The 23,263-nt window shown below is 62.8% G+C and carries 19 protein-coding genes; 14 read left to right on the forward strand and 5 right to left on the reverse strand.

Annotation, left to right across the window (positions count from 1 at the left end; all coding sequences use genetic code 11):
* The first annotated feature begins 23 nt into the window (after window positions 1-23).
* Entirely contained in the window at window positions 24-680 is a 657-nt protein-coding gene (locus tag GV002_RS09925) for a hypothetical protein (protein ID WP_160018129.1), read from the forward strand.
* Window positions 681-725: 45 nt separating this feature from the next.
* Here the strand turns inward: GV002_RS09925 and GV002_RS09930 are convergent, their stop codons facing one another.
* Window positions 726-2,123, reverse strand: a complete 1,398-nt coding sequence (locus tag GV002_RS09930; RefSeq protein ID WP_160018130.1) for a pectin acetylesterase-family hydrolase — start codon at window positions 2,121-2,123, stop codon at window positions 726-728.
* Between the two features lie 581 nt (window positions 2,124-2,704).
* Between GV002_RS09930 and GV002_RS09935 the strand changes: the two genes are divergently transcribed.
* The 13 genes from GV002_RS09935 (at window position 2,705) to nuoN (ending at window position 17,614) form a co-directional block, all read left to right on the forward strand.
* Complete coding sequence (locus GV002_RS09935) at window positions 2,705-3,118, forward strand: NADH-quinone oxidoreductase subunit A (protein WP_013715479.1); 414 nt, start codon at window positions 2,705-2,707, stop codon at window positions 3,116-3,118.
* Between the two features lie 10 nt (window positions 3,119-3,128).
* Window positions 3,129-3,806 (forward strand): NuoB/complex I 20 kDa subunit family protein, encoded by a 678-nt coding sequence (locus tag GV002_RS09940; RefSeq protein WP_037055875.1) that lies wholly within the window; start codon window positions 3,129-3,131, stop codon window positions 3,804-3,806.
* 63 nt (window positions 3,807-3,869) lie between these two features.
* Window positions 3,870-5,651 (forward strand): NADH-quinone oxidoreductase subunit C/D, encoded by a 1,782-nt coding sequence (gene nuoC / locus GV002_RS09945; RefSeq protein WP_160018131.1) that lies wholly within the window; start codon window positions 3,870-3,872, stop codon window positions 5,649-5,651.
* 1 nt (window position 5,652) lies between these two features.
* Window positions 5,653-6,165 (forward strand): NADH-quinone oxidoreductase subunit NuoE, encoded by a 513-nt coding sequence (nuoE, locus tag GV002_RS09950; RefSeq protein WP_160018132.1) that lies wholly within the window; start codon window positions 5,653-5,655, stop codon window positions 6,163-6,165.
* Window positions 6,162-7,508 (forward strand): NADH-quinone oxidoreductase subunit NuoF, encoded by a 1,347-nt coding sequence (nuoF, locus tag GV002_RS09955; RefSeq protein ID WP_160018133.1) that lies wholly within the window; start codon window positions 6,162-6,164, stop codon window positions 7,506-7,508. The genes nuoE and nuoF overlap by 4 nt, the downstream gene beginning before the upstream one ends.
* A gap of 58 nt (window positions 7,509-7,566) precedes the next feature.
* Window positions 7,567-10,290, forward strand: coding sequence for an NADH-quinone oxidoreductase subunit NuoG (gene nuoG, locus GV002_RS09960; RefSeq protein ID WP_160018134.1), 2,724 nt, complete (start codon window positions 7,567-7,569; stop codon window positions 10,288-10,290).
* On the forward strand, window positions 10,287-11,279 hold the full coding sequence (gene nuoH, locus GV002_RS09965; protein WP_160018135.1) for an NADH-quinone oxidoreductase subunit NuoH: 993 nt from the start codon (window positions 10,287-10,289) through the stop codon (window positions 11,277-11,279). The genes nuoG and nuoH overlap by 4 nt, the downstream gene beginning before the upstream one ends.
* A 10-nt stretch (window positions 11,280-11,289) precedes the next feature.
* Window positions 11,290-11,838 carry an NADH-quinone oxidoreductase subunit NuoI gene (gene nuoI / locus GV002_RS09970; RefSeq protein WP_160018136.1) on the forward strand — a complete coding sequence of 183 codons (549 nt, stop codon included), beginning with the start codon at window positions 11,290-11,292 and terminating at the stop codon, window positions 11,836-11,838.
* A gap of 67 nt (window positions 11,839-11,905) precedes the next feature.
* Window positions 11,906-12,415: an NADH-quinone oxidoreductase subunit J gene (nuoJ, locus tag GV002_RS09975; protein ID WP_041979356.1), complete on the forward strand. Its 510-nt coding sequence runs from the start codon at window positions 11,906-11,908 to the stop codon at window positions 12,413-12,415.
* On the forward strand, window positions 12,412-12,720 hold the full coding sequence (nuoK, locus tag GV002_RS09980) for an NADH-quinone oxidoreductase subunit NuoK (RefSeq protein ID WP_003460477.1): 309 nt from the start codon (window positions 12,412-12,414) through the stop codon (window positions 12,718-12,720). Before nuoJ ends, nuoK begins: the two co-directional genes overlap by 4 nt.
* Window positions 12,717-14,567 (forward strand): NADH-quinone oxidoreductase subunit L, encoded by a 1,851-nt coding sequence (gene nuoL, locus GV002_RS09985; RefSeq protein WP_160018137.1) that lies wholly within the window; start codon window positions 12,717-12,719, stop codon window positions 14,565-14,567. The genes nuoK and nuoL overlap by 4 nt, the downstream gene beginning before the upstream one ends.
* Before the next feature lie 13 nt (window positions 14,568-14,580).
* On the forward strand, window positions 14,581-16,110 hold the full coding sequence (gene nuoM, locus GV002_RS09990) for an NADH-quinone oxidoreductase subunit M (protein ID WP_160018138.1): 1,530 nt from the start codon (window positions 14,581-14,583) through the stop codon (window positions 16,108-16,110).
* A gap of 19 nt (window positions 16,111-16,129) precedes the next feature.
* Entirely contained in the window at window positions 16,130-17,614 is a 1,485-nt protein-coding gene (gene nuoN / locus GV002_RS09995; protein WP_160018139.1) for an NADH-quinone oxidoreductase subunit NuoN, read from the forward strand.
* 166 nt (window positions 17,615-17,780) lie between these two features.
* Here nuoN and GV002_RS10000 read toward each other — a convergent pair whose 3' ends face one another.
* The 4 genes from GV002_RS10000 to GV002_RS10015 form a co-directional block, all read right to left on the reverse strand.
* Complete coding sequence (locus tag GV002_RS10000) at window positions 17,781-21,185, reverse strand: ImcF-related family protein (protein WP_160018140.1); 3,405 nt, start codon at window positions 21,183-21,185, stop codon at window positions 17,781-17,783.
* Between the two features lie 9 nt (window positions 21,186-21,194).
* A complete protein-coding gene (locus GV002_RS10005; protein WP_256667056.1) occupies window positions 21,195-22,250 on the reverse strand; it encodes a hypothetical protein in 1,056 nt (351 codons plus the stop codon).
* A 152-nt stretch (window positions 22,251-22,402) separates the two neighbouring features.
* Window positions 22,403-22,660 carry a PAAR domain-containing protein gene (locus tag GV002_RS10010; protein ID WP_160018142.1) on the reverse strand — a complete coding sequence of 86 codons (258 nt, stop codon included), beginning with the start codon at window positions 22,658-22,660 and terminating at the stop codon, window positions 22,403-22,405.
* Window positions 22,661-22,825: 165 nt separating this feature from the next.
* Window positions 22,826-23,212 (reverse strand): DUF5329 domain-containing protein, encoded by a 387-nt coding sequence (locus GV002_RS10015; protein ID WP_160018143.1) that lies wholly within the window; start codon window positions 23,210-23,212, stop codon window positions 22,826-22,828.
* Between the last annotated feature and the right edge of the window lie 51 nt (window positions 23,213-23,263).

Genomic DNA, 23,263 nt, shown 5'->3' on the forward strand with positions numbered 1-23,263 from the left:
ATCGACTCGCGCAAGGATTGCCCATGCCCCGCTCCACTCTGTTGTTCGGCAGTTGCATTGTGATTGGCAGCGCGACACTCGCCTGGTACTGGCAAAACCCCAGCGCCGAAGAACCTGCACTCTCGCCGCCAAAGCAAACGTCGGTGCAGCCCCCCGCACAAGGCAGCGCCCCGCCAACGCCACCCGACCTGAGCCCCGAGCAGATGCACCTGCTGAGCAGGCCGGAAGTCCAGCAACTGGAACGGCGCCTGGATTTTCATCAGCGCTACAGAGGCTTCATCGAGCATGCCACGGAACTCGACAGCAGCAGTCGCGAAGCTCAAGCGCAGACGCTGAGCGAGGGCATTGATGCACTGGAGCGCCAAGGTGAAGTGGCGCTGAGCGAGGCCCTGTTGTTGCAGATCGCCCTGATCAAGGCAGTCAGCGAAGACGAAGATGAGCAGAAGAGACGCGCTGAAGCGCTGATCAAGCGTTACCAGGCCATCAGCGCTGAGCGTGAGGCCAAACTGGCGCAACGATCAGATCCGAACTTCGAACGCTACAAGGCCGAGGAAAAAAATATCGTCGAAGAAGTGCTCGGCCTGCAGAACATTCCCGAAGGACTCACTCGCGACCAATACCTCAGGCAACGCCTGCAAGAGGCTCGCGAGCGCAATTACCAACAAGCCCCGGATAGCTGAACGCGGCGACAACCCAAGCTGTCGCCGCGTTGCTTTCGCGCCTGTTCAGAGCAACTGGTCCAACAGGTAATAGAGCAGATTGAATGGTTTGTTGCGGTCGGCCGCATCGCTGCTTTCCGACGCATCCAGCACCTGCCCACCTCCATCGAGAACACTGCTGACGAAGTTGTCCAGCTGCAGATTCTGCTCCTGGATATCGGAGTTGGCGAACTCGATGATGCTGGTGCAGTGGCTTTCGTTGACGTTACGGAACTGCGGGAAATAACCGCCAACATTGCCCAGGCTGGCCAGTTGACTGCGCAGACGGTTGGTGTCCGTCGCCCAGCGCTGCTTGATCAGTGCTTCCTTGGCAGCCTGATTTGGCGCATTGGCGATCTCCGGGTAGAAGCGCTCGTAGGAATAGGAGGAATAGTTCAGGTCCTGCCAGAAATGCGCATGCCCCATGCGATCACCCTGCAGATTGCTCGAAAGCGCCGGATACAGGCTACCCAGATCGTTGCTGTTGAAGCCTGGCAGACGCGCCTGCAGGTACTGCAATGGCCCCTGAGCGGCATCAAGGCCCCAGGCCTGACGGATCAGCGTCTGCAGCGGATAGGAAGGATAAGCCTGGTTGTCACCAGCCAGCGCGGTATAGACAGGCCCTGAATCGTTGATCAGGTAACCCCGGTTCGGCGCAATGTCCTGGCGCATATTGGCGTAGTTGGTCAGGCTGCCCGCGCCGCCGGCACTGCATCCCGTGGTGAGCATCTGGGTCGGTCGCGGCAGATTGTCCTTCAGCCACCCCACCACCGCGCGCATGTTGCGTAAGCCGTTGTGGTGCCACACCAGTGGGGGATTTTCCCCCTGCGGGTCGTCATATACTGCCACCTTGTCGCCGGAGTAGATGTCACCCGTGCAATACGGCACATAGACCATGTTCCAGTTCTGCGTCTTGACGCGCGTCCAGGGATGCAGACGCACGACGAAGGGGCTCACCAGGCTGGCGCCGGGGTTGAGCAGCGACATGTAGTCATTGGCAATCCCATCAGGATTACGCGCCCCGCGTATGCCGCTTTGCCCGCTGCAACTGGCGTAATCCCAGCAGGCACCGCCACCTTCCAGATAAACGATGGTGTTGCGCGTGTTCGGCACGCGATTGATGAAGAATTTGTAAGGCGAGCCATTGCCGCACACCGCACCGGTCTGTGGCGCCATCTGAATCGTTTGCCAGCCGTAGTAATTGCCAGGGTTGAAGCCACTGTTGAAACCACTCGGATTGGCCAACAGCGGGTAGGGCCCCACACGCTGCGCAGGCGTCACCGGATTATCGGCCCTGGGCGGCGAAACCAGATTGCTCAAGCTCTGCCAGAAATTGTAATCCCCCAATTCCGCGCTGGCAGGCGCGCTCAGGGCTAGCAACAGAACGGTGGGGACAATACGCGGCAAGGACTGGACAACAGGCATGGCAAAACCCCTCATGTTGTTATTCGTACGAAGGGTCGGCATACCCAGGCAGGGGCAACTTCGCAGACCCAGCGGATGGTGGGCACTGCTCGATCGATGACATATCGCGCTTTGGCGATTCATGCACGCTAGTACAAAATCAGCTTGACAGCCTCGCTGAATGAATAAAATTTGGTGATAGAGCAAACCTTTCGATATGCGCTATTGGAATTTAACGCGATGCCCTGCTGCTTTGGCCTTAACACCAAAGTGGCAATGAATTGCTTATCTCGCCGAAGCTCATCAGAACTCGAAATGAGGCAGATTAGTCAGGTGAATGGCTGTTGGAAATTGCCAGAAGAGAGCTGTCAGCTATAGTCCTGAAACGTCGGGCCATGCAGTTCGACGCAGAATTGCATCGATGCGACAAGTCAATCAGAAGCTCGACAGAAATGATCAAACTGCGCGAATAATTTTTCTCTGAAAAATTTACTTACAGTTGGTCTGCACATAGTATTGTATACACACTTCGCGCCAGCGCCCTCGACGGTGCCTGGCAGCTACTAGATTAAAAGCCGTTCCTTAATTCAAGGAGTACCGGCATGCCTGATGCGGTAACGACCATGTCCCATAACTGGGCTTTCGCTGTGTTCTTGCTGGGTGTCTGTGGGCTCATCGCCTTCATGCTCGGCGTTTCCAGTCTGCTCGGCAGCAAAGCCTGGGGACGTAGCAAGAACGAGCCTTTCGAGTCGGGCATGCTTCCTACCGGCAGCGCGCGTCTGCGCCTGTCAGCCAAGTTCTATCTGGTCGCGATGCTCTTCGTGATCTTCGACGTTGAAGCCCTCTATCTCTTCGCTTGGGCAGTCTCGGTACGCGAAAGCGGCTGGGCGGGCCTGATCGAAGCTACAGTTTTCATAGCAATTCTGTTGGCAGGTCTTGTCTATCTTTGGCGTATCGGGGCGCTCGATTGGGCTCCTCAGGGACGTCGTGAACGGCAGGCGAAGCTGAAACAATGAGGCTTTGGCGATGCAATACAAACTTACTCGGGTCGACCCGGATGCGCCCAACGAGGCGTATCCGATCGGCCAGCGGGAGGTCGTCTCCGACCCGCTGCTAGAGGATCAGGTTCACAAGAACATCTACATGGGCAAGCTCTCGGACGTGCTCAACGGCGCGGTCAACTGGGGGCGCAAGAATTCCTTGTGGCCTTACAATTTCGGCCTGTCCTGCTGCTATGTGGAAATGACCACCGCCTTCACCGCCCCGCACGACGTGGCGCGCTTCGGTGCGGAAGTCATTCGCGCATCACCCCGCCAGGCCGACTTCATGGTCATCGCCGGCACCTGCTTCATCAAGATGGCGCCGGTCATCCAGCGTCTCTATGAGCAGATGCTGGAGCCCAAGTGGGTCATCTCCATGGGTTCATGCGCCAATTCAGGCGGCATGTACGACATCTACTCGGTCGTTCAGGGCGTGGACAAGTTCCTCCCCGTGGACGTCTATATTCCCGGCTGCCCGCCCCGTCCGGAGGCGTTCCTGCAAGGCTTGATGCTGCTGCAGGAATCCATCGGCCAGGAGCGCCGCCCGCTATCCTGGGTCGTTGGCGATCAAGGCATCTACCGTGCCGAAATGCCTTCGCAGAAGGAACAGCGGCGCGAGCAGCGAATCGCCGTTACCAACCTGCGTAGCCCCGACGAAGTCTGAGCCGATGCTTGCCTGCGCAAGCGTCACGCCCACTTTCTACGTTGATCGACAGCGACCGAGACCATGACTCAAGACACCGTTGTGTCCATACCGCCTTACAAGGCTGACGACCAGGACGTCATCGCCGAACTGCGCGCCCGTTTTGGCGACGACAGTTTCACCCTGCAATCGACCCGCACCGGCATGCCGGTACTCTGGGTTGCCCGTGAGCGACTGATCGAAGTCCTCACCTGCCTGCGCAACCTGCCGCGCCCCTATGTGATGCTCTTTGATCTGCACGGGGTCGACGAGCGCCTGCGCACCCAGCGTCGCGGCCTGCCGGACGCCGACTTCACGGTGTTCTATCACTTGATGTCGCTGGAGCGTAACAGCGACGTGATGATCAAGGTCGGCCTGAGCGAGCGCGACCTCAACCTGCCCACCGCCACCAGTATCTGGCCCAACGCCAACTGGTACGAGCGCGAAGTCTGGGACCTGTACGGCATCACCTTCACCGGTCACCCGCACCTGAGCCGCATCATGATGCCGCCGACCTGGGAAGGTCATCCGCTGCGCAAGGACTACCCGGCGCGCGCCACCGAATTCGACCCGTTCAGCCTGACCCTGGCCAAGCAGCAACTGGAAGAAGAAGCCGCGCGCTTCCGCCCCGAAGACTGGGGCATGAAGCGTGGCGGCGAGCACGAGGACTACATGTTCCTCAACCTCGGCCCCAACCACCCCTCCGCGCACGGTGCCTTCCGCATCATCCTGCAGCTCGACGGCGAAGAGATCGTCGATTGCGTACCGGAGATCGGCTACCACCACCGTGGTGCCGAGAAGATGGCCGAACGCCAGAGCTGGCACAGCTTCATCCCCTACACCGACCGTATCGACTACCTCGGTGGGGTGATGAACAACCTGCCCTACGTGCTGGCCGTGGAGAAGCTCGCTGGCATCAAGGTGCCGCAGAAGGTCGACGTGATTCGCATCATGCTCGCCGAGTTCTTCCGCATCACCAGCCACCTGCTGTTCCTCGGCACCTACATCCAGGACGTCGGCGCCATGACGCCGGTGTTCTTCACCTTCACCGACCGCCAGCGTGCCTACAAGGTGATCGAAGCAATCACCGGCTTCCGCCTGCACCCGGCCTGGTATCGCATCGGCGGCGTCGCCCACGACCTGCCGCGCGGCTGGGACAGGCTGGTCAAGGAATTCGTCGACTGGCTGCCCAAGCGCCTCGACGAATACGAGAAAGCGGCACTGAAGAACAGCATCCTCAAGGCCCGCACCATTGGCGTTGCGCAGTACAACACCAAGGAAGCGCTGGAATGGGGCACCACCGGTGCCGGCCTGCGCGCCACCGGTTGCGACTTCGACCTGCGCAAGGCGCGCCCCTACTCCGGCTACGAGCACTTCGATTTCGAGGTGCCGCTGGCCGTCAATGGCGATGCCTATGACCGCTGCATGGTGCGCGTGGAGGAGATGCGCCAGAGCATCCGCATCATCGACCAGTGCCTGAGGAACATGCCGGAAGGCCCGTACAAGGCCGATCACCCGCTGACCACGCCGCCGCCGAAAGAGCGCACGCTGCAGCACATCGAAACCCTGATCACCCACTTCCTGCAGGTTTCCTGGGGTCCGGTCATGCCGGCCAACGAAGCCTTCCAGATGATCGAGGCGACCAAGGGCATCAACAGCTACTACCTGACGAGCGACGGCAGCACCATGAGCTACCGCACCCGGATTCGCACCCCCAGCTTCCCCCATCTGCAGCAAATCCCCTCGGTGATTCGCGGCAGTATGGTGGCGGACCTGATCGCGTACCTGGGCAGTATCGACTTCGTCATGGCCGACGTGGACCGCTGACATGATCCAGACAACCAATAGCAGCACGCTGATTCAGACTGATCGTTTCACCCTCAGCGAAACCGAGCGCTCGGCCATCGAGCACGAGATGCATCACTACGAAGACCCGCGCGCCGCCAGCATCGAAGCGCTGAAGATCGTGCAGAAGGCACGCGGCTGGGTGCCGGACGGCGCCGCTGACGCCATTGGCGAGATCCTCGGCATTCCGGCCAGCGACGTCGAGGGCGTGGCCACCTTCTATAGCCAGATATTCCGCCAGCCAGTTGGCCGCCACATCATCCGCGTGTGCGACAGCATGACCTGCTACATCGGCGGCCATGAATCCGTGGTCGCCGAGATGCACAAGCAACTCGGCATCGGCCTGGGCCAGACCAGCGCCGACGAGCGCTTCACCCTGCTACCGGTGTGCTGCCTGGGCAACTGCGACAAGGCCCCGGCGGTGATGATCGACGACGACACCTTCGGCGATATCCAGCCCGCCGACGTCGCCACATTGCTGGAGGCCTATAAATGAAAGCGCTCACCTCCATTGGCCCAGCCAACCGCGTTACCCGCAGCGAAGAAACTCATCCGCTGACCTGGCGCCTGCGTGACGACGCCCAGCCGGTATGGCTGGCCGAATACCAGGCCAAGAACGGCTACGCTGCCGCGCGCAAGGCGCTGACCGAGATGGCCCAGGCCGATATCGTGCAGACCGTCAAGGAATCCGGCCTCAAGGGCCGTGGAGGCGCAGGCTTCCCCACGGGCGTGAAGTGGGGCCTGATGCCGGCCGACGAATCCATGAACATCCGCTACCTGCTGTGCAATGCGGATGAAATGGAGCCCAATACCTGGAAAGACCGCATGCTGATGGAACAGCTGCCGCACCTGCTGGTGGAAGGCATGCTGATCTCGGCGCGCGCGCTCAAGGCCTATCGCGGCTACATCTTCCTGCGTGGCGAGTACGTCGACGCCGCCGCCAACCTCAACCGCGCCATCGACGAAGCCAAGTCCGCCGGCCTGCTCGGCAAGAACATCTTCGGCTCAGGCTTCGATTTCGAGCTGTTCGTGCACACCGGCGCTGGCCGCTACATCTGCGGCGAAGAAACCGCCCTGATCAACTCGCTGGAAGGCCGCCGCGCCAACCCGCGCGCCAAGCCGCCCTTCCCCGCCGCCGTCGGCGTGTGGGGCAAGCCGACCTGCGTCAACAACGTCGAGACCCTGTGCAACGTGCCGGCCATCGTCGGCCAGGGTGTGGACTGGTACAAGGGCCTCGCCCGCCCCGGCAGCGAAGACCATGGCACCAAGCTGATGGGCTTCTCCGGCAAGGTGAAAAAACCCGGTCTGTGGGAACTGCCGTTCGGTGTCACCGCGCGTGAACTGTTCGAGGAGCATGCCGGCGGCATGCGCGACGGCTACCGGCTCAAATGCTGGCAGCCCGGCGGCGCCGGTACCGGCTTCCTGCTACCCGAGCACCTCGACGCACAGATGTACGCCGGCGGCATCGCCAAGGTCGGCACGCGCATGGGCACCGGCCTGGCGCTGGCGGTCGATGACTCGATCAACATGGTGTCACTGCTGCGCAACATGGAGGAGTTCTTCGCTCGCGAGTCCTGCGGCTGGTGCACGCCATGCCGCGACGGCCTGCCCTGGAGCGTGAAGATCCTCCGTGCGCTGGAGCGCGGGCAAGGCACCGCCGAAGACATCCGCACCCTGCTCGGCCTGGTCAATTTCCTCGGTCCGGGCAAGACCTTCTGTGCTCACGCGCCAGGCGCCGTAGAGCCATTGGGCAGTGCCATCAAATATTTCCGTGAAGAGTTCGAGGCCGGCGTGGCCAAGGTGGCGAACACGCCCCGCATGCCGGCAAGCACGAGCTGAACAGACGAATTCCCTTAGCCAGCCGCTTTAGCAAGCGGGTAAACGAAGACTTGAAGAAATGGCCACTATCCACGTAGACGGCAAAGATTTCGAAGTCGATGGTGCAGACAACCTCCTGCAGGCCTGCCTGTCCCTCGGACTCGATATCCCCTACTTCTGCTGGCACCCGGCGCTTGGCAGCGTCGGGGCTTGCCGGCAGTGCGCGGTCAAACAGTACAACGACGAGAACGACACCCGTGGTCGTATCGTCATGTCCTGCATGACGCCTGCCACCGACAACACCTGGATCAGCATCGACGACGAGGAATCCAAGGCGTTCCGCGCCAGCGTCGTCGAATGGCTGATGACCAACCACCCGCACGACTGCCCGGTGTGCGAGGAAGGCGGTCACTGCCACCTGCAGGACATGACGGTGATGACCGGGCATAACGCCCGCCGCTACCGCTTCACCAAGCGCACCCACCAGAACCAGGAACTCGGCCCCTTTATCGGCCACGAGATGAACCGCTGCATCGCCTGCTACCGCTGCGTGCGCTACTACAAGGACTACGCTGGCGGAACCGACTTGGGTGTGTTCGGCGCGCATGACAACGTGTACTTCGGCCGTGTCGAGGACGGCACGCTGGAAAGCGAGTTCTCCGGCAACCTGGTCGAGGTCTGCCCGACCGGCGTGTTCACCGACAAGACCCACTCCGAGCGCTACAACCGCAAGTGGGACATGCAGTTCGCCCCGAGCATCTGCCATGGCTGCTCCAGCGGCTGCAACATCAGCCCCGGTGAGCGCTACGGCGAGCTGCGTCGCATCGAAAACCGCTTCAACGGTTCGGTGAACCAGTATTTCCTCTGTGACCGCGGCCGCTTCGGTTATGGCTACGTCAATCGCGAGGATCGCCCGCGTCAGCCATTGCTGGCTGGCCAGGCCATCGGCATCGATGCCGCGTTGGACAAGGCCGCCGAACTGCTCAAGGGCAAGCGCGTGATCGGCATCGGCTCGCCGCGTGCCAGCCTCGAATCCAACTTCGCCCTGCGCGAACTGGTCGGTGCCGAGAATTTCTATAGTGGCATCGCTGCCAGCGAACTGGACAACATCGGCCTGATCCGCGACATCCTGCGAAACGGCCCGCTGCCGACGCCGACCCTGCGCGACGTCGAACTGCACGACGCCATCTTCGTCCTCGGCGAGGACCTGACCCAGACCGCCGCACGCCTGGCCCTGGCCCTGCGTCAGGCAGTCAAGGGCAAGGCCACCGAGATCGCCGCCGGCGCACGCATTCAGGACTGGCACATGGCGGCCGTGCAGAACGTCGCCCAGCACGCCCTGCACCCGCTGTTCATCGCCAGCGTCGGTGAAACCCGCCTGGACGACGTGGCCGCTGAAAGCGTGCATGCCGCCCCCGCGGACCTCGCCCGAATCGGTTTCGCCGTGGCCCACGCCATCGACCCGAGCGCACCGGCCGTCGACGGCCTGGACGCCGAGGCTCAAGCGCTGGTACAGCGCATTGCCGACTCCCTGCTGGCAGCCCAACGCCCGCTGATCGTCTCCGGCGCCTCGCTGGGCGACAAAGCGCTGATCGAAGCCGCCGCCAATATCGCCAGCGCGCTGAAGAACCGTGAGAAGAACGGTTCGCTTAGCCTGGTGGTGCCCGAGGCCAACAGCCTGGGCCTGGCGCTGCTTCTGGGTGAAGAGCTTGCTGGCAAGTCCGTCGATGCCGCACTGGATGCCTTGAGCAGCGGTAAGGCCGATGCCCTGATCGTGCTGGAAAATGATCTGTATCGCCGCGCCGATGCCGCCAGGGTCGACGCGGCGCTCAGCGCTGCGCAGACGGTGATCGTCGCCGATCACCAGCGTACCGCTACCAGCGAACGCGCCCATCTGCTGTTGCCGGTGGCCTCCTTCGCCGAAGGCGACGGCACCCTGGTCAGCCTCGAGGGCCGCGCCCAGCGTTTCTTCCAGGTCTATGAGCCGAGTTACTACGACGCCGGCATCCTGATTCGCGAAGGCTGGCGCTGGCTGCACGCGCTGCACAGCACGCTGCTGGGCAAGGCCGTGGACTGGACGCAACTGGACCAGGTCACCGCAGCCTGCGCCGCCAGCAATCCATTGCTGGCCGGCATCAAGGATGCCGCACCGAGCGCCTCGTTCCGCATCAAGGGCCTCAAGCTTGCGCGCGAACCGCACCGTTACAGCGGCCGCACGGCCATGCGCGCCAACATCAGCGTGCACGAACCGCGTCAGCCGCAGGATAAGGATTCGGCCTTCGCCTTCTCCATGGAAGGCTACGCCGGCAGTAAGGAAGACCGTCAGCAAATTCCGTTCGCCTGGTCGCCGGGCTGGAACTCGCCACAGGCCTGGAACAAGTTCCAGGATGAAGTCGGTGGTCACCTGCGCGCAGGCGACCCCGGTGTGCGTCTGCTCGAAGCGGCCGGTAACGTCCTGCCCTGGTTCGCTGCGAATGCAGCGTTCAACCCGGCAGCCGGCACCTGGCAGGTGGCGCCGCTGCATCACCTGTTCGGCAGCGAGGAAAACTCCGCGCGCGCCAAACCGATTCAGGAACGCATGCCCGAGCCCTACGTGGCCCTGGCCCGCGATGAAGCGGCACGTCTGGGCGTGAACGACGGTGCGCTGCTGGCCCTACGCGTCAACGGCCAGGCGCTGCGCCTGCCGCTGCAGGTGCGTGATGATCTGGCCGTTGGCCTGATCGGCCTGCCGGTTGGTTTGCCAGGCATTCCGGCAGCAGTCGCCGGTGCCAGCGTGACCCTGCTGCAGGAGGCCGCACAATGAGCTGGTTGACGCCCGAACTGATCGAGATCGTCGTCGCGGTGCTCAAGGCCATCGTCATCTTGCTGGTGGTGGTGGTCTGCGGCGCGCTGCTGAGCTTCGTCGAGCGCCGCCTGCTCGGCTGGTGGCAGGATCGCTACGGCCCCAACCGCGTGGGGCCGTTCGGCATGTTCCAGATCGCCGCCGACATGATCAAGATGTTCTTCAAGGAGGACTGGACGCCGCCGTTCGCCGACAGGTTCATCTTCATCCTGGCGCCGATGATCGCCTTCTCGGCGATGCTGATGGCCTTCGCCATCATCCCGATCACCCCAACCTGGGGCGTGGCGGACCTGAACATCGGCATCCTGTTCTTCTTCGCCATGGCTGGCCTGTCGGTCTACGCGGTGCTGTTCGCCGGCTGGTCGAGCAACAACAAGTTCGCCCTGCTCGGCGCTCTGAGGGCTTCGGCGCAGACTGTGTCCTACGAGGTGTTCCTGGCCCTGGCGCTGATGGGCGTGGTGGCGCAGGTCGGCTCGTTCAACATGCGTGACATCGTCGATTACCAGGCGCAGAACCTGTGGTTCATCATTCCGCAGTTCTTCGGTTTCTGTACCTTCTTCATCGCTGCCGTCGCCGTGACCCACCGCCACCCGTTCGACCAGCCGGAAGCCGAGCAGGAGCTGGCCGACGGTTACCACATCGAATACGCCGGGATGAAATGGGGCATGTTCTTCGTTGGCGAATACGTGGCCATCGTCACCGTGTCCGCCTTGCTGGTAACGCTGTTCTTCGGTGGCTGGCACGGCCCGTTCGGCATCCTGCCGCAGATTCCGTTCTTCTGGTTCGCACTGAAAACGGCCTTCTTCATCATGATCTTCATTCTGCTGCGCGCGTCGATCCCACGCCCGCGCTATGACCAGGTCATGGCCTTCAGCTGGAAGTTCTGCCTGCCGCTGACCCTGATCAACCTGCTGGTGACCGGCGCCGTCGTGCTGGCCACGGCCCAGTAAGGAGAAAGCAATGTTCAAATACATCTGGGACATCCTGGTTGGCACCGCCACCCAACTGCGCAGCCTGGCCATGGTCTTCAGCCATGGCTTTCGCAAGCGCGACACCCTGCAATACCCGGAAGAGCAGGTCTACCTGCCGCCGCGCTACCGTGGCCGTATCGTTCTGACCCGCGACCCTGACGGCGAGGAGCGCTGCGTGGCCTGCAACCTGTGCGCCGTGGCCTGCCCGGTGGGCTGCATCTCGCTGCAGAAGGCCGAGACCGACGACGGGCGCTGGTACCCGGAGTTCTTCCGCATCAACTTCTCGCGCTGCATCTTCTGCGGCCTGTGCGAGGAAGCCTGCCCGACCACCGCGATCCAGCTCACCCCCGATTTCGAGATGGGCGAGTTCAAGCGTCAGGATCTGGTGTACGAGAAGGAAGACCTGCTGATCAGCGGCCCCGGCAAGAACCCGGACTACAACTTCTACCGCGTGGCCGGTATGGCCATCGCCGGCAAGCCCAAGGGCGCCGCGCAGAACGAGGCCGAGCCGATCAACGTGAAGAGTCTGTTGCCATGACTCGTTCTTACCCTCTCCCCCAGCCCCTTTCCCGTAAGCGGGAGAGGGGCGCAATGAGGAGTTCCTGATGGAATTCGCGTTCTACTTCGCCGCCGGTGTGGCGGTGGCAGCAACGGTCGGGGTGGTTACCAACACCAACCCGGTGCATGCCTTGCTTTACCTCATCGTCTCGCTGCTGGCGGTGTCGATGGTGTTCTTCGCCCTCGGAGCACCCTTTGCTGGCGCGCTGGAAATCATCGTCTACGCCGGCGCCATCATGGTGCTGTTCGTGTTCGTGGTGATGATGCTCAACCTAGGCCCGGCCGCAGCCGAGCAGGAACGCAAGTGGCTGACGCCCGGTATCTGGGTCGGCCCGGCGATTCTCAGCGCCCTGCTGCTTGGCCAGTTGCTCTACGTGCTGCTCAACCATGTCAGCGACGCCCACATCGGCCACACCACGGTCGAAGCCAAGGCCGTCGGCATCAGCCTGTTCGGCCCCTACCTGCTGGCCGTGGAGCTGGCCTCCATGCTGCTGCTCGCCGCATTGGTCGCCGCCTACCACCTGGGCCGCCATGACGCCAAGGAGCCAACCGTATGACCGGCATCCCTCTGGAACACGGCCTGGCCCTGGCCGGCGTGCTGTTCTGCATCGGCCTGGTCGGCCTGATGGTGCGGCGCAACATCCTGTTCATCCTGATGAGTCTGGAAGTGATGATGAACGCCGCTGCGCTCGCCTTCGTCGTCGCCGGTGCCCGCTGGGGCGCAGCTGACGGCCAGGTGATGTTCATTCTGGTGATCACCCTGGCAGCCGCCGAGGCCAGCATCGGCCTGGCGATCCTGCTGCAGCTGTATCGCCGCTTCAACACTCTGGATATCGACGCTGCCAGCGAGATGCGCGGATGAACCTTCTAGCCCTGACTCTATTCTTCCCGCTGCTCGGCTGGTTGCTGCTGGCCTTCTCGCGCGGACGTTTCTCGGAAAACACCAGTGCAGTGATTGGTGTCGGCTCCATTGGCCTGGCGGCCGCCAGCGCCGCCTGGGTCATCGCCGCCTTCCTCGGCAATCCGCCAGCCGGTGGCGCCTACAGCCTGACCCTGTGGCAATGGATGAGCGTCGAAGGCCTGGCGCCAAGCTTCACCCTGCACCTGGACGGCCTGTCCGCGACCATGCTCGGCGTGGTCACCGGCGTGGGCTTCCTGATCCACTTGTTCGCCAGTTGGTACATGCGCGGCGAGGAAGGCTATTCGCGCTTCTTCGCCTACACCAACCTGTTCATCTTCAGCATGTTGCTGCTGGTACTGGGCGACAATCTGCTGGTGCTGTTCTTCGGCTGGGAAGGCGTGGGCCTGTGCTCATACCTGCTGATCGGCTTCTACTACAAGCACGTGCCCAACGGTAACGCGGCGCTCAAGGCGTTCATCGTCACCCGTATCGGCGACGTGTTACTGATGATTGGCCTGTTCCTGCTGTTCCTCAACCTCGGCACCCTGAACATTCAGGAGCTGATGCTGCTGGCACCGCAGAAATACGTGGCCGGCGATACCTGGCTGTGGCTCGCCACGCTGATGCTGCTTGGCGGCGCGGTGGGTAAATCCGCCCAGTTGCCGCTGCAGACCTGGCTGGCCGACGCCATGGCCGGCCCAACCCCGGTGTCGGCGCTGATCCATGCCGCGACCATGGTCACCGCTGGCGTGTACCTGATCGCCCGTACCCATGGCCTGTTCCTGCTGACCCCGGAGATTCTCGAGCTGGTCGGCATCGTCGGCGGCGTGACCCTGGTGCTGGCCGGTTTCGCCGCGCTGGTACAGACCGACATCAAGCGCATCCTCGCCTACTCGACCATGAGCCAGATCGGCTACATGTTCCTCGCCCTTGGCGTCGGTGCCTGGGACGCGGCGATCTTCCACCTGATGACCCACGCCTTCTTCAAGGCCCTGCTGTTCCTCGCGTCAGGTGCGGTGATCCACGCCTGCCACCACGAGCAGAACATCTTCAAGATGGGCGGCCTGTGGAAGAAGCTGCCGCTGGCCTACGCCAGCTTCGTCGTCGGCGGCGCGGCGCTGGCCGCCCTGCCGCTGCTGACCGCCGGCTTCTACTCCAAGGACGAAATCCTCTGGGAAGCCTTCGCCAGCGGCCATAGCGAACTGCTCTATGCGGGCCTGGTCGGTGCCTTCCTGACCTCGATCTACACCTTCCGCCTGATCTTCATCGCCTTCCACGGCGAGCAGAAGACCGAGGCACACGCCGGTCATGGCATCGCCCACAACCTGCCACTAATGGTGCTGATCGTGCTGTCGACCTTCATCGGCGCCTGGATCACCCCGCCGCTGGCCGGCGTGCTGCCGCAAAGCGTCGGCCACGCCGGTGGCGAGACCAAGCACAGCCTGGAACTGCTCTCCGGCCTGATCGCGATGTCCGGCATCGTCATTGCCGCTCTGCTCTTCCTTGGCCAGCGCCGTGTCGCTTCGGCCGTGGCGCAGAGCGCGCCGGGTCGCCTGCTGAGCGCCCTGTGGTTCGCAGCCTGGGGCTTCGACTGGCTCTACGGCAAGCTGTTCGTGCGCCCTTACCTGGCGCTCTGCCACCTGCTGCGCCGCGACCCCATCGACCGCAGCATCGGTCTGATTCCGCTGCTTGCACGTGGCGGCAACGCTGCGCTGGTGCGCAGCGAGAACGGCCAGGTGCGCTGGTACGCCGCTTCGATCGCCGAGGGCGCCGTACTGGTGCTCGCCGCCATCCTCTTTTTGAGTTAAGGAAAACAGCCTGATGATTCTGCCCTGGCTAATCCTGATTCCCTTCATCGGCGGGCTGCTGTGCTGGCAAGCCGAGCGCTTCGGTCACGTCCTGCCACGCTGGATCGCTCTGATCACCATGGGTCTGCTGTTCGGCCTGAGCCTGTGGCTGTGGGTCAGCGGTGACTTCACCCTGGCCCCGGCACCCGGCAGCGAGCCGCGCTGGGCCCACGAGTTCGTCATCGACTGGATCCCGCGCATGGGCATCACCATCCACCTGGCGATGGACGGTCTGTCGGTGCTGATGGTGACGCTAACCGGCCTGCTCGGTGTGCTGTCGGTACTCTGCTCATGGAACGAGATCCAGAACCGCGTCGGCTTCTTCCACCTCAACCTGATGTGGATTCTGGGCGGCGTGGTCGGCGTGTTCCTCGCGGTCGACCTGTTCCTGTTCTTTTTCTTCTGGGAAATGATGCTGGTGCCGATGTACTTCCTCATCGCGCTCTGGGGTCATAGCGGCAGCGACGGTCGTACCCGCATCACCGCCGCCACCAAGTTCTTCATCTTCACCCAGGCCAGCGGCCTGATCATGCTGCTGGCGATCCTGGCCCTGGTGTTCGTGCACTTCAACCAGACCGGCGTGCTGACCTTCAACTACGCCGACCTGCTGAAGACCGAGCTGGCGCCAGGCACCGAGTACCTGTTGATGCTCGGTTTCTTCGTCGCCTTCGCGGTGAAGTTCCCGGTGGTGCCGGTGCACTCCTGGCTGCCGGACGCTCACGCCCAGGCACCGACCGCCGGCTCCGTGGACCTGGCCGGCATCCTGCTGAAGACCGCTGCCTACGGCCTGCTGCGCTTCGCCCTGCCGCTGTTCCCCAACGCTTCGGCCGAGTTCGCGCCGATCGCCCAGTGGCTCGGTGTGTTCGCCATCCTCTACGGCGCCCTGCTGTCGTTCGCGCAGACCGACATCAAGCGCCTGGTGGCCTACTCCAGCGTCTCGCACATGGGCTTCGTGCTGATCGCCATCTATTCGGGCAGCCAGATCGCCCTGCAGGGTGCAGTGGTGCAGATGGTCGCCCACGGCCTGTCGGCCGCCGCGCTGTTCATCCTCTGCGGCCAGCTTTACGAGCGCGTGCACACCCGTGATCTGCGCCAGATGGGCGGCATCTGGGCGCGCATGCCCTGGTTGCCAGCCATCAGCCTGTTCTTCGCCGCTGCCGCGCTGGGTCTGCCGGGTACCGGCAACTTCGTCGGCGAATTCCTTATTCTGCTCGGCAGCTTCCCCAGCGCGCCCTGGGTCGTGGTGCTCGCCGCCACCGGCCTGGTGCTCGGCTCGGTGTATGCCCTGGCGATGATCCACCGCGCCTATTTCGGCCCGGTACAGCAGGACGCGCCGCTGCCGGGCCTTAAAGCCCGCGAGCTGGCCATGGTGCTCGGCCTTGGCGCCCTGCTGATCCTGCTCGGCGTCTACCCGCAGCCGGTGCTCGATACCTCCGCTGCCAGCATGCATGGCGTGCAGCAGTGGATGGAAGGCGCCCTCAATCAACTCGCTTCGGGCCGGTAAGGGTAAGGATTAGAGACTCATGGAACATCACGCTGTCGAATTCACCCTGCAACACCTGATCGCCCTGCTGCCGCTGCTGGTGACCAGCCTCACCGTGGTCGTGGTGATGCTGGCCATTGCCGCCAAGCGCAATCACGCCCTGACCTTCATCCTCTCGGTGGTGGGCCTGAACCTGGCGCTGCTGTCGTTGATCCCGGCTATGGAGGTGACGCCACTGGAAGTCACCCCGCTGCTGCTGATCGATAACTTCGCCTGCTACTACATGGCCCTGGTGCTGGCCGCCAGCCTGGCCTGCGTCACGCTGATCCATGCCTACCTGGGCGGCAAGTCCGGCAAGGGCTACCCGGGCAACCGCGAGGAGCTGCACCTGCTGGTGCTGCTCTCCGCCGCGGGCGGCCTGGTGCTGGTCAGCGCCCAGCATCTGGCGGGCCTGTTCATCGGCCTGGAACTGCTGTCGGTGCCGACCTACGGCATGATCGCCTACGCCTTCTTCAACAAGCGCTCGCTGGAAGCCGGCATCAAGTACATGGTGCTGTCGGCCGCAGGCTCCGCCTTCCTGCTATTCGGCATGGCGCTGCTGTATGCCGAGTCGGGCAACCTGGGCTTTGCCGATATCGGTGTCAGCCTGGCGCGGGAAAGCAGCCAACTGGTGCAGATCGGCATCGGCATGATGCTGATCGGCCTGGCCTTCAAACTGTCGCTGGTGCCCTTCCACCTGTGGACGCCAGATGTCTACGAAGGCGCGCCGGCACCGGTCGCCGCCTTCCTCGCGACCGCCAGCAAGGTGGCGGTATTCGCCGTACTGCTGCGCCTGTACCAGATTTCCCCGGCCATGAGCGGCGGTTGGCTGAGCGAACTGCTGACGCTGATCGCGATTGCCTCGATCCTGTTCGGCAACCTGCTGGCGCTGCTGCAGAACAACCTCAAGCGCCTGCTCGGCTACTCCTCCATTGCCCACTTCGGCTACCTGCTGGTGGCGCTGATCGCCAGCAAGGGCCTGGCCGTGGAAGCCGTGGGCGTATACCTCGCCACCTACGTGCTGACCAGCCTCGGCGCGTTCGGCGTGATCACCCTGATGTCCACGCCCTACAGCGGCCGCGATGCCGATGCGCTGTACGAGTACCGCGGCCTGTTCTGGCGCCGTCCGTACCTGACTGCCGTGCTCACGGTGATGATGCTGTCGCTGGCCGGCATTCCGCTGACGGCGGGCTTCATCGGCAAGTTCTACGTGATCGCTGCGGGTGTCGAGGCGCAACTGTGGTGGCTGCTCGGCGCCATGGTGCTGGGCAGCGCCATCGGCGTGTTCTATTACCTGCGGGTGATGGTCACGCTGTTCATGCGCGAGCCCAACATGCATCGCCACGACGCTCCCTTCGACTGGGGTCAGCGTGCTGGCGGCATCATGCTGCTGGTGGTCGCCCTGCTCGCCTTCATCATCGGCGTGTACCCGCAGCCGCTGCTGGAGCTGGTACAGCACGCCGGACTGGTAGCCCTGGCGCAGTGACCGTGGATGATTTTTCTTTGTTTCATGGCCTATTGATTCAATAGGCCACTAACAAAGAAAACCGTCTGACGGCACCGGCTTTTCTGACGCTGCATTGCGCCTGGATTTGCGAGACTTGCGCCCGCAAATCCAGGCGAACGGCGCCCTGCCGTTCAGGCATGCACAGTCATCGGCGCGTCCTGAATCCATTCATGTGCGGCACGTGTTCGAACGACTCGAGGTTGGCGTAAGGCAGGGATTGCCCCTCACCCACCTCGAAGATCGTCATCGGCAGCGAGAAGCCCCGCAGCTGCAGCAAGGCCAGCGGCCCATTGCCCAGCTCGGTGCGCAGGTGCCAGGTCAGCGGCAGCTTGTCCGGGGCGGTCAGCACCAGCTCGAACAAGGTGTCGCTGCTGTCCAGCGCCCTGACCTGAGCCTGATCCAACAGACGGATCAGCCCCCAGGTCCCCGCATGGTCTGCAAACAATCGCGCGCCGCCCTTGAGACTGGTCCAGCTCAGCGACGCACCGGGACGATAAGTGCCCCCCGGCCAGTTGAACTGCTTCCAGCTCTCCATCTGGTTGAAGTACTCCAACGTCACGCCGTCGAGGATGAGGGTGGTCTCTACCACGCTGCGTACCGGCTTGGCCTGCAACTCGAAGCTCATGCCCATGCCGCCATCGGTGTACAGGATGTCCGCCAGGTCGCTGAGCTGGTTCACGGCCTCGAGGAACTGTGGATTGAAGCGAAGCCCCTGGCTGTTGCCACTGTCGGGCACCCAGCGATTGCCTTCCTTGTGCAGCACGCCGCTCAGTTGGCTGCTGATGAACTGGTCGATCCGCCCCGTACCGGCACGAATCATCTGCCCCAGCATCGGCAAGGAGGCATCGCTGCCGGTGGCGGCGAACGGATAGCGACCCTCGAAGGCGCGCTGCCAGTTACCGACGATCGCCCGTTGCCATTGACGGTTCAGGCTGAGGGCCGAAGGTTGCAGCACACCCTCCCAGGCCTGGTTCAGTGGCTGCACGAAGAGGTTATGGCCAAAGCCATTCCACTCCGCACCCAGGCTGGCCGCGATCAGGCTGCCGTAGTCGAGGGTATCGGTGAGGTCGACGCTCTTGCCCTGGAACACTGTCTGCGCCAGGGCCTGGGTCATCGCCTGCGGGTCGCTGGCGGTGGTGATCTGCTGCAGCTTCAGGCGCACCCGTGTGACGCGGGTGAGGAAGGCTTGCAGACTCAGGCTATCGCCAGTCGCAGCCGCGGATTTCTCCTTGCCGAGCAAGGCCATAACGGGGCCGAAGGTCGCGTCCAGTGGCCCGCGCGGGCCGGCGGCCTGCTGATCGATCATCGGCTGTTTGTCCCTGTCCAGGAGCTGCTGCGCCGATTTCATCAGCGAGTCGCTGAGGGCCTCGCCCTTGGTCTCGGTCTTGCCCTGGTAGGCCAGGGTGTTCATCAAGGCGATCAGCGGTGATTGGCGTACGTCGCTGAGCAGGGTGAGCTGGCTGATGGCGTCGGACAGGCTGTCCGCCTTGCGCCAGCGGATGCTGTTGAGGAAGGCCAGCCAGGCGTCGCTGAATTCCTGGAAGTAGCGCTCGGTCAAGCGGGCCTTGAGCACCTCGGGTTTCAGCTCGCTGTCGAGCGTGCCCTGCTGGTCGCTCAACACCCAGTCGATTTCCTCGCGACGCGCTTCGGCGACTTCGTCAATGGCCTTGCTCACCTGGCTCTCCCAGGCCTGGCGGGTGAAGACGCCGGGTACGCTGTTGGGCGTATCGAACAGGGTCGCTGCATCGGTCTCGCCCACCATGTCCAGCAAGGTCATGGCCGCGAAGTTGTTGCTCGCCCGGTCGATCACCTGCTGGTACAGAGTGGCCATGCCGTTACGCTGGCCCAGCTGTCCGAGCAGCACTTGCCGGGCCTGGGCCACGAGGCTGGGCTGAGTCTCGGTGCGCCACTCGGGATGCGCCGCCAGGTGCCGCGCGTAGAACGCCCACAGGTTGGGCGACAGCGCTTGCCAGAGGCCGGGCGTGAGGCCCGGGCGTTCGGTTTGCTCACCGGCCAGTACCCGCGTCAGGAACTGCGGGTCGGCCTTTTCCGGGCGCGCCATCATCAGGTAGGCCTTGAGCTGGGCATGGGCCTCTGCGGCACGTGCAGCGCGCTCGGGACTGCCCGCCGGCAAGGCGGCGAAGGCGGCCAACTGCTGCTCCAGGTGCTTGGCCGCCACGTCACGCATCAGCCGATTGTTGGCCTGGGTGTAGCTTGGCCACAGCACGGCCAGCAGCGCATCGTTCTGGCTCAGGCCAAAGCGCAGGTACCACGGCTCGCCATGCTCGCGGCGGTAATCCAGGCGCGACATCTCGCGGGTCAGTTCGTGCAGGGCCTTGAGCTGCGCATCCGCATCGCCGGGGGCGTTGAGGGTCGCCAACGCCGACTCCACGGTGGCGATCTGGCTGCGGTTGCTGGTGAACGACAGCAGCAGCGCCAGGGCAAAGAGGCCGGCGAGGCAGAGCGCGCCGGTGCGCAGGCCGCGCAGCCAGGTCCAGCCAACAGGCTGGACCTGCGACTGCGCGTCATTCAGCACACCCTCCCATGCTGCGTCAGGCCACCAGGTACGCTCGCTCTCTATCAGCGATGCGGTCAGGGGCGGACTGAAGAACAATCCACGAAGAGGAACAGCCCCATTCACATGGCCAAGGATCGGAGCGAGTGCATCTCGCCACCGGCTGATGCCTCGCGCTCCCAGATCACGGGACAAGCGCAGCAGAAAGTCATGGCTCGCCTGGACGCTCAACTGAGCGAAACCCTTCTCGCGCAATGGTTCCAGCAGTTGGCGCAGCGAGAGTTCGACGGTGGCCAGCGATGCTCGAGGCGGGAAAAGGCATCCGACCGTCTGACTGGCCCGCCCTGTCTGTGCCCATCCGCTGGAACATACCTGCCATAGATACAACGGCGCGCTCCAGTGACGCTCCCGAGCAAGACCTCGCAAGTGGCGTGCATGTTTACTCAGCCACGCCACATCCTCGATGGTCGTCTCATCCAGCGCCCAGACAATGCCATCGCGTGAGTGCCCCCAGCCCAATTCACGCAGGCAAGCAAGGAGCTCCTGCGACCAGGCACTTCGCAGATCACCACCACTGAGCAGCACCGTGCCCTGCCCTTCCAGCCAAGCCTGATGTGTCAGCCCCGGGATCAGCGAGTCGACTTGGGGTGCATCCCCCACCACCAGCAACACGCGCACCTTGCTCCGCCAGCGGCGTCCGGAGTTCTCACGCATATAGGGCTTGAGTGACGCAAAGCGGGAAGTGCTCCTGAAGCTGTCGGCCTCGGCGGCAGGTGTTTCGGAGAGGCGATCATCTCCCCATTGATGCAGAAAGGAGGACGCTCCGACGCTGCCGGCCAGCAATAGAAAGGCACCGACGCTGGACATCCCCAACAAGGTCAGCCCGAACGCACCTGATAGCCAGCGCAGTAGCTCGCTACTGCCCGGGCGTACGCCCAGCCACTCTGGCCGTTGCCAGGCCAGCAGACACAGCGCGACACCGGCCAGCAACCCCAGACAAACCAGCCCCCACAATCCTATCGAACGACTACGCATTGCATATCCCTATCTATCCGCTGGCATGACTACCGAGCACCATGACCAGGCACCGGTCGAGCTACCACCTGAGCAAATGAACTGAGCCCCACCGCCATCGCGTATCGATTCCGATGCTGCCGCAATGGCCAACCAGGGGCTGGCGCATCCTGCATGTCCGAGGACTGCATCCAGATCATGCAGCCCCGCTGAAGCACTGACTGGCAGTCCAGCCTTGTCAAAGGCCTGAGTCATCAATGAGTGGCCAGTTGCATCGCTACCGGCCGCCCACACACTGCTTACTTCGCACGCCGCCAATGGCACCCAGTCCAACGCCTGGTGAAGTGCCTTGCTCATGCACTCCTCCACTGCGTTTTCTGCCGCTTCGGGACGGTGCAAATAGGCCATTGGCATAATCGTCGACTGTGTCAGGCGATTGCCGAACAGCAGCCCAACCACGGCTTCAGCGGAACCATCTACCTGTTCAGGGGCGAACTGATACGCCACCACCAGCAGCAAGGCCTGATCTTCGATGCGCCGGTCCAGCCAGTTGTCGATTACCGCTGGCCCCGAGCCCTCCAACCGCGTCGTGGTTTGCCGGATGCCTGATAACCGCCAGGCTTCGGCCCATGCCTCAACCAGTCGTTGTTCTTCAATGGAGTTGCTGGTCTCCAGCAATAACGCGAGAGGTCTGTCCGCCGGAAGTTTCGCCAGCACCACGGCCAAATCTCCCAACACGGCCGCAAGCGGGTCGATCAATCGTCTCTCCAGTGACAACGCCTCATCGACGACAAGGCGACTATGTCGCGCCGAGCGCTCCTGCCAGGACAACCGAGCGCGTAGTGCGCTGTTGCCGTTGAGCAATCCGCACCCCTCGCCTGCGGCACCAAGCGCAGTGCGCAGACTGACCGCCAGTACTTGCTGCGAACGACGACCCCGACGCATCAAACGCGATAGCTCTGCCTCCCGCGCCTGGTCCCATCCCTTGGCCGCAGAGTCCGCCCCCAGATAGACCAGCAGACGAAGCCCCAGCAACACACACCAGCCCAGTAACGGCAGGCCCAGAGCGACCAGCCAGAACTTCAAGGGCTCACGCCCCAGCGAGTCGCCCCCTATCAAGAGGGTAATTCCCAGGCCCACTGCCAGGCACGGCACCAGCCACAACAGCCAGCGCCATGCCCGTGGCGGAATTGGCCGAATTGCTGCCGCCGGCACCCTGTTCAACCTTACCGGCATGCTCAGCCCGCCGTCGCTTCGGGCAGCGAGGTCAACAGGGCGCAACCACAGGCACAGCGATGGCCATGGAAGGCCACCGGCACGCCGTGATCCTTGAACACCGGATGGCCTTCACTCACGACCGTCGGGCCATGGGCCGGACAACTCACCTTGTCCCCCACCCGCGCCACGCCAATACCGTGAAACCTCATGGTCAGCGAACCCTCCAGCACGCTACCGCCGCCGGTAGTCTTGTCGCCAATACGGATGACACCTTTCATGTTCTTCTCTCTCGTGCTGAGTGACTCATGACTAACCGGTAGCACGCTTTAGGCAATGACACCCGTTGATTCCTATCCGCCAACATTTGCTGGCGTGCGAACTCAATTCCAATTACCAAATGGGATAGATAACCGTGGATTTACTGCTCCAAAGTTGCTCAACATTTACGGTTTTGCATGATATCCGTTACGAATGCGCTCAAGCTCCGCCTGCAGCCACGACTTCGAAGTCTGCTTACCATCCGCGCAACTCACTTCATAAGGCTTTCCGCTCAAACTGCTTTTACTACCAGCCAGCTCGATGAAGTCTTCTGCATTTTTCACCATATTCTTATTCAACAAGTAGTCGACTTTGCTTTGTAAATGGGCTCGCGCTTCACTTGCCGGATACCGCTTTCCATTTCGCAGAAAACCACAGGGACTATGCCCAACAAAATCCAATAGCTGAGTGATTTCCGCCTGCGCCGAAGCGTCGAGTTCAGCCCGGGCAAATTGGGACGCCAGTACAAAAAAAACCAACAGAACGCATTTTTTCAAAACCTCGTGACGCATCGTCCACCTCTACAACAAGAGAAAATTAAATTCATCAAAACTTTAGAGCGA

The organism is Pseudomonas sp. 8O, assembly GCF_902506495.1.
In the GTDB taxonomy this organism is placed as follows: Bacteria; Pseudomonadota; Gammaproteobacteria; order Pseudomonadales; family Pseudomonadaceae; genus Aquipseudomonas; species Aquipseudomonas chaetocerotis.

Bases quoted from the DNA above. Each gene is read 5' to 3' on its own strand.
- GV002_RS09925 (WP_160018129.1), top strand. From the start codon at position 24: ATGCCCCGCTCCACTCTGTTGTTCGGCAGTTGCATTGTGATTGGCAGC.
- GV002_RS09930 (WP_160018130.1), bottom strand. From the start codon at position 2,123: ATGCCTGTTGTCCAGTCCTTGCCGCGTATTGTCCCCACCGTTCTGTTG.
- GV002_RS09935 (WP_013715479.1), top strand. From the start codon at position 2,705: ATGCCTGATGCGGTAACGACCATGTCCCATAACTGGGCTTTCGCTGTG.
- GV002_RS09940 (WP_037055875.1), top strand. From the start codon at position 3,129: ATGCAATACAAACTTACTCGGGTCGACCCGGATGCGCCCAACGAGGCG.
- nuoC (WP_160018131.1), top strand. From the start codon at position 3,870: ATGACTCAAGACACCGTTGTGTCCATACCGCCTTACAAGGCTGACGAC.
- nuoE (WP_160018132.1), top strand. From the start codon at position 5,653: ATGATCCAGACAACCAATAGCAGCACGCTGATTCAGACTGATCGTTTC.
- nuoF (WP_160018133.1), top strand. From the start codon at position 6,162: ATGAAAGCGCTCACCTCCATTGGCCCAGCCAACCGCGTTACCCGCAGC.
- nuoG (WP_160018134.1), top strand. From the start codon at position 7,567: ATGGCCACTATCCACGTAGACGGCAAAGATTTCGAAGTCGATGGTGCA.
- nuoH (WP_160018135.1), top strand. From the start codon at position 10,287: ATGAGCTGGTTGACGCCCGAACTGATCGAGATCGTCGTCGCGGTGCTC.
- nuoI (WP_160018136.1), top strand. From the start codon at position 11,290: ATGTTCAAATACATCTGGGACATCCTGGTTGGCACCGCCACCCAACTG.
- nuoJ (WP_041979356.1), top strand. From the start codon at position 11,906: ATGGAATTCGCGTTCTACTTCGCCGCCGGTGTGGCGGTGGCAGCAACG.
- nuoK (WP_003460477.1), top strand. From the start codon at position 12,412: ATGACCGGCATCCCTCTGGAACACGGCCTGGCCCTGGCCGGCGTGCTG.
- nuoL (WP_160018137.1), top strand. From the start codon at position 12,717: ATGAACCTTCTAGCCCTGACTCTATTCTTCCCGCTGCTCGGCTGGTTG.
- nuoM (WP_160018138.1), top strand. From the start codon at position 14,581: ATGATTCTGCCCTGGCTAATCCTGATTCCCTTCATCGGCGGGCTGCTG.
- nuoN (WP_160018139.1), top strand. From the start codon at position 16,130: ATGGAACATCACGCTGTCGAATTCACCCTGCAACACCTGATCGCCCTG.
- GV002_RS10000 (WP_160018140.1), bottom strand. From the start codon at position 21,185: ATGCGTAGTCGTTCGATAGGATTGTGGGGGCTGGTTTGTCTGGGGTTG.
- GV002_RS10010 (WP_160018142.1), bottom strand. From the start codon at position 22,660: ATGAAAGGTGTCATCCGTATTGGCGACAAGACTACCGGCGGCGGTAGC.
- GV002_RS10015 (WP_160018143.1), bottom strand. From the start codon at position 23,212: ATGCGTCACGAGGTTTTGAAAAAATGCGTTCTGTTGGTTTTTTTTGTA.